Here is a 15,086-nt window from a genome sequence, read left to right on the forward strand (position 1 = left end):
TCATGGCGCTGTCTCCAACTGACTTGGTTATCACTACTTTTCGCGATTTGGGAGGCAACTGGGTACGGTCCGGGCTAACCACCTTAGGCATTTTTATGGGCGTGGCCGCAGTGAACGCCACACTCAATATTGGAACGATTACGAGCGCGCAGCTTCAAGAAAAACTGGCCCAGCGGGACAACCCTTTTGTCACCTATTTTATGTACGACCCTACAGGACTTAAGACAGCACCGGAACTAGGGGAAGAAGATTTCATTGTGATGCAGCAGGAGGTCCCCGGAATTGCGAGCATAAGCTATAGGACACGCGGTTTAAGTGCCAGCCAAGTACGCCATCAGGGACAAGTGGCGCTGAATGCTGACATCGAAGGCGTATCTTTAAATTTTCAGGAAACGACAGGACGCAAGGTCATTGAAGGTCGCTTCTTTCAGCAAACCGATTTTGACGAATATTATCCGGTCGCCATCATTAATACCACTCTAGCTGAGCAGCTTTTTCCTGAAGGATCTCCCGTCAATCAAGGACTATTTCTAGGCACGATTCGGCTAACGGTGATTGGCGTGACGGAGGCTAAGCAGCGATGGTCAGGTCGTGAACCTAATCCAGAAGTATGGCTGACTCAGAACTATGCCAACGCGATCGCTGGCCAATACAGCTGGGGGACGACTCAAATCGCGATCCAAGAACTGGAGAATTATGAAGCCGTCGAAGCCGGCATTGAAGCTTTTCTCAACCAGCGCTATCCCGGCTTTGAAGTCGGCATCTGGGGCAATGCAGCCGATCTATATCGCGAAGAGCAGCAGCAGCGAACCAGTAACCGCATTCTCAAGGTTGTAGGTCTCCTGGCTTTGGTGATTGGTGGGGTTGGCATCGCCAATATTACGGTAGCTGCCGTCATGGAGCGCACTCGCGAAATTGGTCTCCGGAGAGCCATCGGCGCTACTGACTGGGAAGTCATGATGCAGTTTATTGTAGAAGCAGCCCTTCTCAGTTTAGTTGGCGGCACAGCTGCGATCGCCACCGTTCATGGGCTAACCAGAATAGCCACCACTCAGGTCTTTGAAGCACCCTATACCTTTCGTCCTCAAGCAGCAGCGATCTCCATGGGAGCAGCGTTTGCCGTCGGCGTCGGGGCCAGTTTCTTTCCAGCATTGCGGGTCACGCAGATTGATGTGGTTCAAGCCTTGAGGGGAGAGTAGGTGACATGAGCGCAAGGGAGCATTGGAGCAAGCTGGGAGAGCAGAGCATCAATCAGCATAGGTACTGGTGGGGAGGAGTTAGCGCAGTATTGTTATTGGCTCTCCCCTTAGCTCGGACAGGAATTGCCAATTCCATAGAGGGGCCTGTCTTTGAGCCGCTGCCCTCGGAAACGGGGTCTCCCGCAGAAGGGTCTACTTATCCAGACACATTAACGGATGAGGAACAGCAAGGTTCTGATGTTGATGAGGCATTGGAGCTGGAGGAAACCGTTAGTCCCCTTGATGCGGTCACGACCGATGGGCGATCGCGCGTTGCGGTCACCCTCCCTGAGTTGCTCAATCTGGTCATTGTGGGCAATCGTGATTTACGCGATCGTCAGCTGCAGCGACTGATTGAACAGCAGCAACTTCAGGCTGCTGAAGAACGGTTTGATCCGCAGCTTACTCCCACTGTCGGCATTGGTCTGAATCAGCGCTTTGAAGAGGTCTTTGGAGGTGGTGCTCGTTTACCCAATACCATTGGGGGCACATCGACGGATTTGGGCGATCGCACGACGCTGACCCAAAGCGCTGGCGCGTCAGCACTTCTCCTGACGCGCCAGGGAACTGAGATTGATCTCACCCTGGATGCCCTGAGCAATACCCCTTCTGTGCGCCTTAACTTGACTCAGCCGCTGCTCCGAGGGGCGGGAACGGCAGTCAATGAAGCGCCTGTCGATATCGCTCGTCTGCAAGAGTCTCAGAATTTTCTGGAGCTACAGCAAACATTGACAACGACCGTCAGCACGACGGTGACTCAATACACCAACCTGATTGAAGCCCAGGAATCCGTCAGAATTCAACGGCAAGCTCTAGACCGACGACAGCGACAGCTAACCATCTTGCGGGCATTGGTGGAAGCAGGGCGTAGGGCAGAGTTTGACTTAGTGGATTCACAGCGATCCGTAGCCGATGCCGAGAGAGATTTGCTCCTGGCTCAAAATCAGCTGGAAGAAGCCAATACGGCTTTGTTAGATCAAATTGGGGTTAATCGTGACCTTGTGTTTGTAGCATCTCCAGAAACTATCACCGAGCTATTCACAGTAGCGATCGCACGGGTTGAAGACTATGATTTGGAAACCTTGGTGGCGATCGCCTATCAAACGCGCCCCGACTATTTGCAAACTGAGCTAGCGCAAGACATCGCTCAACTTAATCTGAAACTAGCGGAAGATGGTCTACGGTGGCGTCTTGATATTGAAGGGAGTGCCAGCCTAGGCGACTTTTCAGAAACGACTATCGGTCTTGTTGCTCGCCGCACCTTTGATGAACCTAATCTGGAAACTGACTTAGTTCAGCGCCAAGTGGAAATTGTTCAGCAGGACAATCGCTTGGCTCAACAGCAGACCACCATCCGCAATGAAATTACTAATCAGCTCAACACCGTTAACGCCAACCTAGCGCGGGTTGAAGCCGCACAGCGAGCCACGGAGAACGCTCGACTACAGCTAGATGTAACCCGCGAGCTCTTTTTAAGAGGCCGCATTCGGGACATCTTTCAAATTACAACTCAAGAAGAAAACCTGGTAGATGCCGAAAATAGCGAACTCTCAGCTCGTATTCAATTCCTCGACAGCATTGTTGCTCTAGATGAAGCAGTTGGCCTCACCCTGGAAACCTGGAGCAACGCCGTTGATTTTCTACCCGTGCTGCTCACACCCGACGCCTTAGACACCTTCGAAATCCAAGAACCCGATTTAACCCCACTTGACGAATAGGGACACCTGCCACAACCAGTCATCAACGTACTCCGGTGTATTCGCACAGCCTGGCGATAGCCCCTTAATCCGCCTGCCGCATAACTCCTCGCGACAACTTCACGCCCATGAGCTGTACGGCTGTCATCGAACCGCAAAGTGGAAAATCTAGTGATTCTGCGCTGTTCTAATCCTTTAAAACGAAAAGCTGAGCTGGTCCTTCTAACGAACTTCCAGCTCAGCTCGTGCTCAAGGAGCACACGCGAGTCTACAGGATGCCTACATAGTGGCCTAGACGCTTTACGCAAACAATATGGAAAAGTTCAGTTAAATTCAGGTGTTCTCACCAAAAGTTCAGCTCTTCAATTTGGGCAAATCGCCAGAACCCTTTGAGGAAGAGCATTTCGAAGAGATTCATGAACATCAATTCTGTGAGGACACGGCACTGAACCTGTGACTATGTACTGAGCGATCGAATGAGGCTCAGTGCATTAGCTCAGAATACGTGCTGAATTCTGAGCTAGGTGTGGCACAAACACAGCGATAGCAGGATGTACTTAAATGTGACCTCAGCACCCTAAATGTGACCCGTTCTTTGCAAAAGAATTGTAATTATAGAGCACGATTTCTTGAATTTGGGTCTCAACAGAGTGCACTAAGTTGAATGTTGCGCGTTATCCTTAACCTACTAAGGTTCCTGGAGATCGCAGCTTCACAGTCTAAATCAACACTTATGTAACTGGATCTACAGGATTATTCCATCTCTATGAGCGATTCGTCGGCATTTATTGCAGGGTGTGCAACGACTGGCGCTGCAGCGTTAATTTTGCTGATAGCGCGCGTTACTGTGTCAAAATCCCCTCCGATCGTTGAAGATCTCAGCGCATTGCCGATCGAAGAAGTTGCCCCTGTACCCACAACATCAACTACTGCTGCTGCACCTCAGGTAGAAGACGTTCTTGAAGAGCTTGAACAGCAACAGAAGATCAATCAACGTCTGGAAGAACAAATTACTGAGCAAGATGCGCTACTCAAAGATTTAGAAGCCCAAATTCAGTGGCAACAGCAAGAAGCCCAAGCTCTCGTAGCGCGCGTCAATACCCATGAAACCTCAATTAACGCACTGACCTCTCAACAACAACAGTTTGCGGGCGTTCAGCAAGAAACTGATCGCACTCAGTCTTCCTTATTGTGGGTTGGCGCCGGACTCGTCGTTGTCGTTTTAATTGGCGGTGCGATCGTCCTGGTCATTCTGGTTGTTTTAGTTGCTTTTCAATCTCGTAATCGCCAGTCACCGGCTAGCCAAGTGGTGTATTCAACTGAGGTTCCTGTCCCCCCTAATCCCTACTATCAGGGCCAATTTTTACCCGCTCCTAGACGTACCCGTCAGGTATATCCACAAGATATTTACGACCCGGAATAGAGCAAAGAAACCGTTTTGAACAATTTAGTTTTCTGATACGCCGTCTTAAATAAAAGATATCGCTTGTTAGGCTGCATAATCTATGACTTTTTCAGATCGGTTTTCTCCATTGGGTGAGAGGAAACCCTTGAGATGAGGTGTTATTCTCAAAAGCAAACGATTTTCGACACAGATTCCGAGCGGATACTGCTTTCATGAAATTAGTACGTCGATGGTTTTCTTTCGTCGCTTTGTTTATTTGCGCTGCTACAACGGTTGTGGCCTGTGCAGGAGGCAATACCAGTGGCGATGTTATTCGAGTAGGTTCGAAAGATTTTGCTGAACAGCTGATTCTAGGCGAAATGTATGCCCTGATGCTGGAAGACGCAGGGTATGCAGTTGAGCGCAAACTCAATTTAGGTGGCACCCCTGTCGCGCAAGCCGCTCTGGAAAGTAACGAGATCGATCTCTATCCAGAATATACGGGGACAGGTCTATTGACTGTTCTGAAAGAACCTGTGAGTAGTGACCCGAATGAGGTTTTTGACACCGTTTCAAGTCAATATCAGGAACAGTTCAACCTGGTATGGCTGACACCCGCCCCAATGAACAATACCCAAGCATTGGCAATGACCCGTGAGAGGTCGGATGAGCTGGGCATCACCACAATTTCCGAATTTGCTGAGCAGGCCAATAATTTGACTTTAATTGGTCCGCCAGAGTTCGAAGTCCGTGAAGATGGTTTACCTGGTATTCAAAGCGCATACGGTGACTTTCAGCTCAAAGAATACAAAGCTGTTGATCAAGGATTACGGTATAAGGGCCTAGTCGACGGGGAAGCAGATGTTGCCGTAGCTTTTGGTACCGACGGTGAGATCAGCGCTTTTGATCTGGTTGTCTTAGAAGATGATCAGCAACTTTTCCCGCCTTATCAAGTGGCTCCGGTTGTACGCCAGGAGGCTCTGGACGCTACACCTGAAATTGAAACTATTTTGAATGAACTGTCTCCTGCCATCACCGACGAAGTGATGCAAACTCTCAACTATGCAGTCACCGGAGAGGAACGTGAACCTGAAGAGGTTGCTCAAACGTTCTTGGTAGAGAATGGTTTCTTAGAAGAGACGGATGCGGAATAACAGGGTGACCTGGCTTTAGCCGGAATTTTTGCGAGTTTTCAGCTGTTAATCGAAGCTGTTGATTCACCATTCAAAACTCAGCATTCAACTCTCTCCCTTTCCTAACATCTGTTAATTCTTCTGCACTCTCATGGGTAATATTCAATTCAATCAAGTCACCCTGGAATTTCCAGGTATGTCTCGGCCCGCAGTGAATCAGGTTACCTGTGATATTGCGGCTGGCGAGCTGGTCGTTATTTTAGGCCCATCCGGCTGTGGCAAGACGACGCTGCTTAAGATGGTAAACCGCCTTTATGAGCCAACATCGGGGCAGATTTGCATTGATGGACAGGACATTACGCGCCTCAGACCGACCAAGCTGAGGCAGAAAATTGGCTACGTCATTCAGCAGTCTGGCCTATTTCCTCACATGACGGTTGCTGAGAACGTTGCTGTTGTGCCAAAGCTTTTGAGATGGCCGAACCCTCGTACTCAGGCGCGGATAGACGAGCTACTGGATTTGGTAAAGCTGCCGCCAAATGAGTATCGCGATCGCTATCCGGCACAATTATCTGGCGGTCAGCAGCAGCGGGTTGGTATCGCTAGAGCATTGGCTGGAGATCCGGACTATATGCTGATGGACGAACCCTTTGGGGCAATCGATGCAATTACGCGAACATCTCTCCAGAACGAAATTATTCGGCTTCAGCAACAGTTGAAAAAAACGATTTTGTTTGTTTCCCACGATGTGGATGAAGCATTGCGATTGGGCGATCGCATTTTGGTTATGAATGCTGGCCGTATCGTTCAGTTCGATACCCCCTTTAATCTCCTGACCCAACCTAGCGAACCTTTTGTCCACGAGCTTTTAGGCGCAGACGACATGGTGCGACAGTTAGGACTGTTACCCGTCAATTCGGCCATGATTTCGCTGCCAGAGCATTACCAAAACGGCAACAAGCCCTCAGTTGAAACTGCGGACAACTTAAGAGACGCACTCTCGATTATTCTAAGAACAGGGGCACCCGAGTTGTCAGTCCTAGAAGACGGCGAACCGGTCGGCTTGCTGACCCTAGACCATATCCGTAACTGCGCGGTGGAGGCAAACCGCTAGTGGGGTATTTACTTGATAATCCGGGCGAGGTGCTGACGCTTCTGGTCCAACACGTTCAAATGACGGGCATCACACTCCTGATTGCCGTCCTTGTAGCTGTCCCCTTATCACTCCTCATTGCTCGCTATCAGTGGCTATCCGTCCCGGTAATTGGCATTCTGGGCATCTTATACACGATTCCTAGCCTGGCCCTAATTATTTTTCTGGTGCCTATTTTTGGCCTTAATGCAACGTCGGTCATTGTAGCGATGGTGCTCTACACACAGGTCATCCTGGTTCGCAATCTCACGGTCGGTTTATCTGGCATTGATGCAGCAGTCTTAGAAGCGGCTAAGGGCATGGGCATGAGCAACTGGCAGCGCTGGTGGTGGGTGCAGGTTCCTCTAGTGCTACCCGTTTTTGTTGCCGGGGTGAGAATTGCAGCAGTAGTCGCGATCGCGATCGCCACGATTGGCGCCAAGTTTAACGCTGGTGGGTTGGGCAAACTCTTGTTTGACGGAATTCAAACCAATCGCATTGACAAACTTTGGGCGGGTTCAATTGCCGTTGCAGTGCTTGCCTTTGCCGTGAACAGTGTGCTCCTTTGGCTGGAACAGCGTAGTCATCCCACCCGCAAAGCTGAAAAGCATTAATTCGGCAGTCCAGCCCGCACTAGGGTGTAGAACTTTTTGACAGCTTCCAACGTCAGTAGAATTGAGCAGAACAGTTTTACTATTGGGACCTTATTCAGATCCTTTAAGGAGAGTTCTAAACAAGAAATGACCTGAGAAAGCTAAGGCGGTAGGTTACGGTCGACATTGGGAAACCCAACGAATAGAGGCTTTGAGGATGTTGGGTCTCGTTCCTCGACACCAACCGACGTGGGGATATTCGTTGCCAGAAAACGCCTAAACCTGACAAAACCGCTCTGTTTGATGTCTGAGTTAAGTGGGTCAGGACTCATTCATGGAGCTATTTGCTTCCTAGAGAGCATAAGATAGCATTGCCTATCCTGCCTGTAGATCGTTTGCGTAAATCTTGCCGGTATAACTTTTACCCCTTGAAGTGTAAAACCCTGCTGGTCTCCAAGCACTTTCGTTCAGGCCAGCTCGTTGGCTGAGAAGTATTGAGTCCCGTACGCTTTCACGATTTTCCTGTTGTTGACCTTCCTCCGTCTGCTCTGGTTGTTTCTACCCTGTGGTGTATTTTTGTGTAAAATCCTGTGCTGCCCTTCGAGTTTATTCTGACTGGTCGTCCTATCTCTAACCAAACTAAAGATAAATCCAAACTGCAGGTGTGGATTGCGGCGGTGCGTCGGGCAGCTAATCAATCATGGCCGAATGATAATCCTGTTGACGACAATGTGCGTATCAAATTGACCCATTATTTTGATACTCCCAGCGGTAAAGAGGAAAATGTCCCAGACAGCGACAACATTGTCAAACCCATACGGGCAGCCCTAACGGGCATTGTCTATGAGTACGACTACCAGGTCACAGATGTCACCAGTCGCCGCCGCAATTTGAACGGTTCATTTAGAGTTAAAGGAATCTCCTTAACCTTGGCGGAAGGCTTCATTAAAGGCGAAGAATTTGTCCATGTTATGATCGAAGTTGCTCCAGATCCATCTGATCTGAGGTAGTGAGTTCTTGAGGCGATCGCTTCTATGGGTTTCCGCAGCCACCAATCAAGTTTGGAGCACCGTCGGGTTCTCACCCTTGCCAGAGAATACCGCAGCGAAGGGTATGACGTTACGGTTTATCCAGAAGCGGCGGATCTGCCTGACACGCTATCAAAATGTCCGCTTGACTTAGTTGCCCGAACAGACGATCAGGTCATTGCGGTTGAAGTACGAACACGTCAAAGCTTGACTCGGAACGGCTCAGAAGATTTACGCCGGATGGCCGCAAAAATCACTGAAATTCCCGGCTGGCAATTTGAGCTGGTCGTTACGAATCCTCGTAATCCCAAAGAACCAGAGATTAGCACTACACCCTAGCGAGCAGACTCTTTGGATAACCGTCACCCGTTCCATTAGGACAAAACGGCAAGCTATCTAGCGATGGACTAAGCCCCTGAACGCTATTTGGTGCCTTAGCCTAGTGCAGCGTCAAGATTGAAATTGTGAGTCAATCCAGCTCTTGCAATTGAGTTGAGGCTGACTGCTTTGGCCCCCAGCCCCCATTCGGGGGAGCCAATCCCCGGAAGTCCCCAGAGTGGGGAATTTAGGGGGCGAATGCACGCTATTGGCTGAACCAAGAGAAGCGTATTGTCTGTCTCAACACTTGCAGGGATAACTCACTCACAATTGCCAACTTGGCAGACCACTAGATGGCCAAAGCTCTATTGACGTATGGCGACACTCCTCACGACGAGGGAGATTCGGGTGGTGCAACAGGGCTACTGCTAGCACCCGACGGTACTGTCTGAGCTGACACACGAACTCGCTTCGGTGGTTTTGGCTCAGGGGGCAATTTAGGCTCAATTTTGACCCGTTGAATACTCGGTGGGCGTCCCATGCCATAAGTCAGTTGATGGCTTTGGGCCAGCATCCAGAAAAACAGAGCTGGATTGTTCCTTTCCAGCCAAGCTTGATTTTGATTTAACCAGTTGGGGAACCAGCCAAAAAGCCACAGTAAAAAAGTTTGCAGCGTGTAATTTAGATAGCTGCCAACCCACCGTATGAGATCCTTTGTGCCTGCTAGCTCCCAAATCCAAGACAGCAAAGCGGGATTTTTGCTGGCAGCGGTGAGCGCCATACGATTGAATTCGCTCCAACTGGCCTTGTCTTTGATAAAGCGCTCAGCAACATCGGGCGTTTCAGACTCCAAAATGCCGAAGAAAGTGTTGAGCATGGAGTTGATGCGTGCTGGAGCAATGTTCTTGCCCGTTGGCACCATCATGCCTTTGGAAAAGAGCCACGTGATCGCGATATTACTTTGAAACGCGCGGACTTGGTTCAGGTGCTTAGCCTGGAGCAAGTCATAGCGCAGCGCCACGTCTAGCAAACTCGTTAAACGCGACAGATTCCGAATCAGAGAACCAAACCCAGTAAAAACTAGAGGAGACTGAAGGGATGCCGCATCGCCGATCGCCACCAGCCGATCAAAGGCAACAGTGCGATCGTCCTTATCCAAGCTGAAATACCCTGGAATATAGCCAAACGTTGGCTTTCGCCAGGTCAGTTTGTCCATATTGCATCGGCGATACTCCGGCAGAATATGGAAGAAGTCCTCATACATTGCCAGCAGCGAACCAGGGTTATCAGGGTCAACCTGATGATAGTGAAACAGATAAATAGTCAGTTCGTTTCCTCGCGCGGGAAACAGTTCCCAAATGAGCTGACGGCCACGTGAAATATCACCGTGACTAAAGAGGACATCACCGTAGGTTGAATCCCAAACCTCTGGTTCAAAACCGCCCGAAACACAGGCTCCAACAGTAGGACATACGCTGTCGAAGGCGCGCCCGTTATTGAGCTGCCAAGCAATAGGCGATGCCGTCCCCATCGCGTCTACAAGCAGACGGCCCTGGACCACCTCAGCGTCTCCACTGCCCCGTCGCCGAACCTGAACAGTGACCTCTGTGTCACTGACATGGGCTGACTCAAACTCAGTTTCATCCCAGATGGTGCCGCCTGCCGCCGTTAGTTTTTCTCCACAGCGCTTCAAGACAGCTTCCGAATCGAGCGCAATATTAAGAACCGTTGGCGTATGCAAGACAGGTGCTTTAGCAACAGACGGATTGTTTGCGTCGAAAAACTTGTTGTAGCCGTCCTCATACTCGCGGGCAATTAGCGATTCGAACTCTTCAGCAGTGAACAGCCCGAGATCAATCAAGCTCTGAAACTCTACTCGTGAAATATTCCATTCGCGATTCATCCGACCAAAAGGAAGCCGCTCAATGAGCAGAACTTTATACCCTAAATTAGCCATCACAGCGGCATGGATAACACCCAAAGCACCACCAACATAGATGAGGTCGTATTGCTCACCTGACTCAGCGGGAGGGGCCTCTAAGGCGGTATTGTCTGCTCGAAAAATTACTTGTTTGGGCTTTTTGGGCGATCGCACGCTATCACGCCAGCGCTTTTCCCACCAATAAACTCGCTCCAGATCAGCTTCACCATTAGGCATCCGCTGAAAATAAGTTACGGTTTTCGGAAACTTTGTTGCTAAAGCTTCAAAAATAGTCTGCTGCTCTGGCTGAAACGCGGGCATCTGCCCGTAATCCGGAGGAAAGGCCTGACGAATTTGCTGCTCAAGCTGCTGTAGGAGACGAGACTCCTGCGGCAGCGATCGCTCGCTCCAGCGAAACACCTTGAGATACGTTGTCCGCTGCAAAGACCACACAAAAATGGACAGAGCAGTTGGCAAAGGCATCCGACTGTCTCGACTGGGAAACTCAACCAGAACGCCTTCAGTCGTTGCAGTGACTTTGCCTGCTGGCGCTACGAACGTGTTTTGTAGCCAAGCACGAACAGAGGCTGTATTTGGCGTTGGCACCTCTATATAAAGCAGCTCTTTCATTACGGCAATCTTTAAGACCAGACGTTCTTAAAAAGGATTCTCAGGCGTTCCAGCCACTCCGCTAGGACCAAACCGCGATCGCCTGTCACCTCAATTTTGTTATCTTTCCTACATTAAACCCTATGCGTTCACTGCTTGCAGTACAAGCCAATTTCAGAGCATAGTCAGATCTGGGGGGAACAAACCCGGAAATTCGAGGGCTAGCCTGTCTGGAATCCTGATTCATTCTTCAGCCCTAGAATTAGCCACAGACGGCGCTTAACTTCAAGCACTAGCGTCTTTATAAAAAGCAGTTGTCCAGAATGACATATCACTTTAGCCATCTAGGCTGGCACAACCATTAGATCCAGGTCCTTAGCGCCTCGCCAAACGGCTCGCCGTCTTGTCCTAACAGAACTGGCGACGGCTATGAGTCGAGGCAGCCAATCGCTTCCGTCTTCTGCAAGGCACAACCGCTAAGAGCCATTTATCGACATCTCGCATTCAACACAACATCTTACATTTGCCCTTAAATCAGCTAGGATTGGGAACTTCGACCTCAAAATCCTCGAATTTAGAGAGCAAGGGTTAAAGCAGTCAGCATCAGCTCAACTGCAAGATATGATCTGATGCGATCGCGCCCCAAATCAATCAACGATTCAACCGCAGAGCGAGACTATAGACGGCAAGTCGCTTCACATCTTCGTACACGACACTGTCACCTTGGGCAGCTCGGCGCACCTCATTAGCGCCAATGAGAAAAGCGCTCCAAATCGCAACAATGACGACCAAACGGCGACAGATAGCTAGCTTGCATAGCACTGAAGGCTTAAACATACAAAAGTATTCTTGAAAACGTCATCTTAAACCTGTCTGTATCAATATAGTCTTCATATTTGGTAACTGCCAGTATCACGCGCTCGATCTTTGATATTCAGAAATTTTGTTACAGCTTCTGGCCATCTCACTGCCATAGTCTGAGGAAAACACGGAAAACTCAGCGATTTCAAACCCTGCCTTGCGAGACAATTCAAAGTTTTTTTGATATCAAAATTAATTATCAAAAGTATAAGAAAAACGATAAGGCAATGATTAATCAGGTTCTCGCTTCAGACGCCTTGGGTGGTTGCGATCGCGAGGACTTGCCTGAGTCTGATACCATCTCCGCCACCCACGAGACGTTCGCAACGCCAGCCAAAGGAGCAATAAGGCAATGAGTCCACCCTGTTGGGGGGCATCAAAAGCGAACAAAACGAGACAGACACAGAGGAAGTCTTCGGCAAAAATGAGCCACGGAGAGGGCCTTTTGAGACGATATAGCCAACCAACCTGTACCAGGTGGATAACTAGGGCCAACAGTCCACCTAGCCCCCCTAAGAGGAACATTAGCCCAGTGTCTACGTTAAATGTGCGAGCAACGGTAATCCCAGCGATCGCCCCTACGGCAGGACTCAGAAACATTTCTGCGCTTTGTATGAAACGCTGCACAATAGACTGCTTTGAAAACACCAGTTCAATCAGCGTCCAACTCACCAATGCGCCAACCACAACAGAAGGGGGAAACTGAGACAAGATCGGTACTTCGGCCCACAAATTACCGGAAACAAACCCAATGATCAAAAGCGGTAAGGCCAATCTAAACCCAGCGGCTGCCGAGATGGATAAAACGGCTAATAACTCAGTGATAATCACACTTGCCCTTGGGTAGTTATGCTGAAGTACAGAATCTCTTTCAACATAAGACATCGCAATTTTAAAGGGAGGAGAGTCAGACAGTTGTCCATTGGAAACATATCAATAGCTCTCCGAAACTTAAGGCTGAATAGGGTTTGAAAGCATTGAAAGCTATCGTAAATTTTTGACTCTATGGCACTACCAATAAACAAAAACAATTTGAAAGACATCCCTCCACCGATTTGGACCTTAGGTGGATTGATCGTCATCCTGTGGGCGGTGCAGGGTATCAATGACGGGCTACTGGGAGGGCGGTTAGTGCTTCATGGCATCTATCCTCGGCAAATTGGTGAACTTCAGGGCATCCTTTGGGCACCTTTTTTGCATGGAAATTTCCAGCATTTAATTGCCAATACCCTCCCGCTTCTGACCTTGGGTGGCCTCATTATGCTGGGCGAAGCCTCAGAATTTTGGAGTGTGACGGTCATTTCCGCTTTAGTCAGCGGCTTGGGTACCTGGCTTATCGGTGCACCGAATTCATTGCACATCGGTGCCAGCGGCATCGTTTTTGGATACTTCGGATATCTGCTATTGCGGGGCTATTTTGATCGCAGCGCGTTTGCGATCACGGCGTCTGTCTTGGTTGTTGTCTTTTATGGCAGCTTTTTGTGGGGTGTCTTACCAAACCAGCCTGGCGTCTCGTGGGAGGGACATCTGTTCGGCTTCTTGGGTGGCGCACTCACCGCCTGGCTGCTAGCCCGCTCAAAGCGGGGCTAGCGATCGCCCACTGATCAGCGTTAATGCCAACTTCTGACCGTTCCTACCGCCTACAAAATAGCGTTAAACGCATCAGACAGATAATTCGCGGCGGCTTCAACTGCTGCGATCGCATTCTCATACATCATGCGGGTTGGCCCCAAAACACTGACACTTCCCAGAGGAGCTTGGCTTTTGCCATAGGTCGCTGATACCAAAGCACAGCCCTGCATGGGTTCTAATGGATTCTCAGAACCAATCAGGACCTTAACGCGGCGGTTCAAACTGTCTTCTGGATTGGCTTCAAATAAATTGGTTTCAAACACGAGAGACCAGAGTTGATCCTGCTCCTCTTCTAACAGCTGAACGATCGCCTGCACTTGCTGCGTTTCAGAAAATTCTGGCTGTCTCAGAACTTCGCCTAAACCACTGACTACGAACTGGGTCGATTCTAGCGCCTGGTTACGCTCTGCCAGCATTTGAATCGCATCCTGCAACATGTTGATGTATCGCTGAAACTCTCGGTCCAGCCTCCCCCAGTCAAGCTCCGCAATCTTCATCAGAGGATGACCGATGAGATGAGTTGTCAGAAAATTCGACAGGATCTTGAGCTCCCGCTCCAAAGCATCAAGCTGATGAACATCTGTCTCGTGCTGAGACGGCAGTTGAATCACCATTGATTGGGTTTCTAAAGAATCTAGAACAACGGACATCAATATTTGCGTTGAATCCAGCAGCACAAGCTGAATGTGGCGAATGGTGACATCGCGTTTTTGCGGCACCGTGATCAGCGTTAGGTAGCCGCTCAGCGTTGAGAGAATTTGCGCGGCTCCTCGCAATAGCGCTTCTAGACTCCAACCGTCCCAGTTCAAAGTTCCAGATAGTTGACTATCAACCTGCTGAGCAATGCCCTGAGAGGGATGAATTAGATTATCTACGTAGAGTCGATACCCAAAATCAGACGGCACTCGACCTGCCGAAGTGTGCGGCTGAAATAGCAGTCCTGCCTTTTCAAGGACTCCCATCGCATGACGAACCGTTGCTGGGCTGATTTTCAAGTCATATTCCCGAGTCAGCGCTTTTGAACCCACTGGCTCGGCAGTTGTGACATATTGCCGGACCGTTGCCCAAAGAACGTGTTGCTGGCGTGGGTTTAAGGTAATGGGAGCCAACATGCAGTTATTAAAGCGTACGCTTTACAAGATGAAATCTTGGATTTTACCTTAGCAGATTCACTTCGCAATTGAGTACAACAGTAGGACTTTGTGAACGTTCAGGGCGAAAATTTTCACCCACAGAAGCATGCCAGGCGATCATCCTCAACGGACTCAACGCAGTTGAATCTGGTTCGACCCCTTGCTCCTCAAGTATAAGAAAGCCGGATTCAACGTCTCTTAACGGGAGGATATAAGGGGACTACGTGTCAGTCCTGCTCAACAAACTTTGCCTGTAAGCAGCTTACTAAGCTCACCCAGCTTCCGCTCAGCACAGTGCAGCAACAGGGTAATCACAAAAATCAGTCAAAAAATTAACAATTTATCAACTTTTGACACAAACAGCATAAATGCCTGATCACCAAGCTCAGGCCGGGATTTTCGAGAAC

Annotated in this window: 13 protein-coding genes; 9 read left to right on the forward strand and 4 right to left on the reverse strand. The window is 49.5% G+C overall.

The window, feature by feature from the left end; translation table 11 throughout:
* Positions 1 to 2 precede the first annotated feature (2 nt).
* From PN498_RS19985 to PN498_RS20020, 8 genes are all read left to right on the forward strand, one after another.
* Positions 3 to 1,199, forward strand: a complete 1,197-nt coding sequence (locus tag PN498_RS19985; RefSeq protein WP_272065078.1) for an ABC transporter permease — start codon at positions 3 to 5, stop codon at positions 1,197 to 1,199.
* Between the two features lie 5 nt (positions 1,200 to 1,204).
* The gene (locus PN498_RS19990; protein WP_272065079.1) at positions 1,205 to 2,956 is read left to right on the forward strand and encodes a TolC family protein; all 1,752 of its coding nucleotides are present in this window, start codon (positions 1,205 to 1,207) and stop codon (positions 2,954 to 2,956) included.
* A 745-nt stretch (positions 2,957 to 3,701) separates the two neighbouring features.
* Positions 3,702 to 4,358 carry a hypothetical protein gene (locus PN498_RS19995; RefSeq protein WP_272065081.1) on the forward strand — a complete coding sequence of 219 codons (657 nt, stop codon included), beginning with the start codon at positions 3,702 to 3,704 and terminating at the stop codon, positions 4,356 to 4,358.
* 194 nt (positions 4,359 to 4,552) lie between these two features.
* The gene (locus tag PN498_RS20000; RefSeq protein ID WP_272065082.1) at positions 4,553 to 5,473 is read left to right on the forward strand and encodes a glycine betaine ABC transporter substrate-binding protein; all 921 of its coding nucleotides are present in this window, start codon (positions 4,553 to 4,555) and stop codon (positions 5,471 to 5,473) included.
* A 130-nt stretch (positions 5,474 to 5,603) separates the two neighbouring features.
* On the forward strand, positions 5,604 to 6,566 hold the full coding sequence (locus PN498_RS20005) for an ABC transporter ATP-binding protein (RefSeq protein ID WP_272065083.1): 963 nt from the start codon (positions 5,604 to 5,606) through the stop codon (positions 6,564 to 6,566).
* Positions 6,566 to 7,198, forward strand: a complete 633-nt coding sequence (locus PN498_RS20010; protein ID WP_272065084.1) for an ABC transporter permease — start codon at positions 6,566 to 6,568, stop codon at positions 7,196 to 7,198. Before PN498_RS20005 ends, PN498_RS20010 begins: the two co-directional genes overlap by 1 nt.
* Before the next feature lie 569 nt (positions 7,199 to 7,767).
* The gene (locus PN498_RS20015; protein ID WP_272065086.1) at positions 7,768 to 8,187 is read left to right on the forward strand and encodes a RusA family crossover junction endodeoxyribonuclease; all 420 of its coding nucleotides are present in this window, start codon (positions 7,768 to 7,770) and stop codon (positions 8,185 to 8,187) included.
* Between the two features lie 24 nt (positions 8,188 to 8,211).
* Positions 8,212 to 8,544, forward strand: a complete 333-nt coding sequence (locus PN498_RS20020) for a hypothetical protein (RefSeq protein ID WP_272065088.1) — start codon at positions 8,212 to 8,214, stop codon at positions 8,542 to 8,544.
* A gap of 367 nt (positions 8,545 to 8,911) precedes the next feature.
* Here the strand turns inward: PN498_RS20020 and PN498_RS20025 are convergent, their stop codons facing one another.
* The 3 genes from PN498_RS20025 to PN498_RS20035 form a co-directional block, all read right to left on the reverse strand.
* On the reverse strand, positions 8,912 to 11,074 hold the full coding sequence (locus PN498_RS20025) for a flavin-dependent dehydrogenase (protein WP_272065090.1): 2,163 nt from the start codon (positions 11,072 to 11,074) through the stop codon (positions 8,912 to 8,914).
* 630 nt (positions 11,075 to 11,704) lie between these two features.
* Positions 11,705 to 11,890: a hypothetical protein gene (locus PN498_RS20030; RefSeq protein WP_272065092.1), complete on the reverse strand. Its 186-nt coding sequence runs from the start codon at positions 11,888 to 11,890 to the stop codon at positions 11,705 to 11,707.
* A gap of 255 nt (positions 11,891 to 12,145) precedes the next feature.
* Entirely contained in the window at positions 12,146 to 12,739 is a 594-nt protein-coding gene (locus tag PN498_RS20035) for a DUF4126 domain-containing protein (protein ID WP_272065165.1), read from the reverse strand.
* A 180-nt stretch (positions 12,740 to 12,919) separates the two neighbouring features.
* Here PN498_RS20035 and PN498_RS20040 point away from each other — a divergent pair, with 180 nt between their 5' ends.
* Positions 12,920 to 13,504 carry a rhomboid family intramembrane serine protease gene (locus PN498_RS20040; protein WP_272065094.1) on the forward strand — a complete coding sequence of 195 codons (585 nt, stop codon included), beginning with the start codon at positions 12,920 to 12,922 and terminating at the stop codon, positions 13,502 to 13,504.
* Between the two features lie 50 nt (positions 13,505 to 13,554).
* Here PN498_RS20040 and hrcA read toward each other — a convergent pair whose 3' ends face one another.
* On the reverse strand, positions 13,555 to 14,658 hold the full coding sequence (gene hrcA, locus PN498_RS20045; protein WP_272065096.1) for a heat-inducible transcriptional repressor HrcA: 1,104 nt from the start codon (positions 14,656 to 14,658) through the stop codon (positions 13,555 to 13,557).
* Positions 14,659 to 15,086: the final 428 nt, after the last annotated feature.

Source organism: Oscillatoria sp. CS-180 (genome assembly GCF_028330965.1).
Classification (GTDB): domain Bacteria; phylum Cyanobacteriota; class Cyanobacteriia; order Phormidesmidales; family Phormidesmidaceae; genus Halomicronema.

Excerpts from the sequence above, each read along its gene's own strand:
- PN498_RS19995 (WP_272065081.1), top strand. The coding sequence starts at position 3,702 with ATGAGCGATTCGTCGGCATTTATTGCAGGGTGTGCAACGACTGGCGCT.
- PN498_RS20040 (WP_272065094.1), top strand. The coding sequence starts at position 12,920 with ATGGCACTACCAATAAACAAAAACAATTTGAAAGACATCCCTCCACCG.
- PN498_RS20025 (WP_272065090.1), bottom strand. The coding sequence starts at position 11,074 with ATGAAAGAGCTGCTTTATATAGAGGTGCCAACGCCAAATACAGCCTCT.
- PN498_RS19990 (WP_272065079.1), top strand. The coding sequence starts at position 1,205 with ATGAGCGCAAGGGAGCATTGGAGCAAGCTGGGAGAGCAGAGCATCAAT.
- PN498_RS20030 (WP_272065092.1), bottom strand. The coding sequence starts at position 11,890 with ATGTTTAAGCCTTCAGTGCTATGCAAGCTAGCTATCTGTCGCCGTTTG.
- PN498_RS20005 (WP_272065083.1), top strand. The coding sequence starts at position 5,604 with ATGGGTAATATTCAATTCAATCAAGTCACCCTGGAATTTCCAGGTATG.
- PN498_RS19985 (WP_272065078.1), top strand. The coding sequence starts at position 3 with ATGGCGCTGTCTCCAACTGACTTGGTTATCACTACTTTTCGCGATTTG.
- PN498_RS20000 (WP_272065082.1), top strand. The coding sequence starts at position 4,553 with ATGAAATTAGTACGTCGATGGTTTTCTTTCGTCGCTTTGTTTATTTGC.
- PN498_RS20020 (WP_272065088.1), top strand. The coding sequence starts at position 8,212 with ATGGGTTTCCGCAGCCACCAATCAAGTTTGGAGCACCGTCGGGTTCTC.
- hrcA (WP_272065096.1), bottom strand. The coding sequence starts at position 14,658 with ATGTTGGCTCCCATTACCTTAAACCCACGCCAGCAACACGTTCTTTGG.